Annotated in this window: 1 protein-coding gene; it reads right to left on the minus strand. The window is 54.0% G+C overall.

Annotated elements, in window-relative coordinates; translation table 11 throughout:
- Nucleotides 1-1,124: IS21 family transposase (istA, locus tag I8U18_RS17550; RefSeq protein WP_232336455.1), on the minus strand; the 1,124-nt coding region annotated here is incomplete at its 3' end.
- Nucleotides 1,125-1,235: the final 111 nt, after the last annotated feature.

A 1,235-nucleotide genomic window follows, 5' to 3' on the forward strand; every position in this document is an offset into this window, starting at 1 on the left:
CCCTGCGCAAGCGTGAGCCCCTTGTATTGGTCGGGACAAGTTCGGATCTCTCTGGACTTTGTGGTCTTTTCATGCCTGGATATCAACTCGTATCCGATCTGGACCTCCACCTGGCCGTTTCTCTCAAAGACGGTGACTTCCCGGCCACTGTAGCGCCAAGGAACGCCATATCGCGCTCCGTCGTAGCTCACAAATCCGTCCTGGCTCACCCGGCGTCGTTCCAACAGATATGGCTTCCAGTGTTCTCTCGGGGGAAGGCACTTCAGCTTTTCCTGTTTCAGACGATCGCAAGGCCGTTCACCGGTTGTCCCGTGGATTCGGCGATTCTTCTCATCGCACCAGGAGATTGCTTGTCGGTTCAAATCTTCCAGATCCACAAACCGCCGACCAGGCAGAAAGTTTTCTTTCACAAACCGGATGCTACGCTCCACCTTGCCTTTCGTTTGGGGCCGCCGGACACGACAGACGCGTGGAACAAATCCCGCTGTCGCCGCGAAGTCGGCGAATAGCGCGTGCCACCGCGGTTTCCGGTCATTCTCCATCCCCAGGATCACCGTTTTCATCCGATCCGTTAGGATGACCTCCGGAATCCCACCGAAATACTCAAACGCATGAACCATGCAGCGGAGGAAACTGTGAATGTCGCATCGCTTGGCAAACTCCACGTAGATCGCCCGAGAGTAGCCGAGCACCATGACAAACACGGGTACTTTGTGCACTTGTCCCTCCGGGTCGGTGTACTCACAAATCCCCCAGTCCACTTGCGCTTGTTCACCGGGACGCGTCTCGTATCTCTGAACAGCGGGAAGCTGTTTGGGAGGCCGGAAAGCTTTGATGTAGTCTTTGAGGATGGTACGGCCTCCCTGGTAACCATGCTCTTGAAGAAGTCGAAAGAGAACTTCGCAATTGAAGATGCCTTGTTCCATGTACTGATGAATCAGCGGTTTGAAGGGATCCAGTTTGGATGGCCGCTTAGAGCGGGGCTTCCGCTCCGGAAGCCCCTGAGTGCGAAGATACCGTCGAACGGTATTGCGGGCATGTCCAGTTTCTCTCGAAATAGCCCGAATACTCTTGCCAATCGCCTTCAATTCGTGTAATTTAATCACAGTCCCACTCCCTAACATAGATCCCCCTCCGAAGAAATTTGGCGGTATTATTCGAAGGGGATTTATTCGACGGGGAGTGGGTCAATTCTTTTTCGGCGATCCTGGGTCAATTATAGACCGGCGGTAACA

Origin of the sequence: Thermoactinomyces sp. CICC 10522 (assembly GCF_016055075.1) — a bacterium.
In the GTDB taxonomy this organism is placed as follows: Bacteria; Bacillota; Bacilli; order Thermoactinomycetales; family Thermoactinomycetaceae; genus Thermoactinomyces_A; species Thermoactinomyces_A daqus.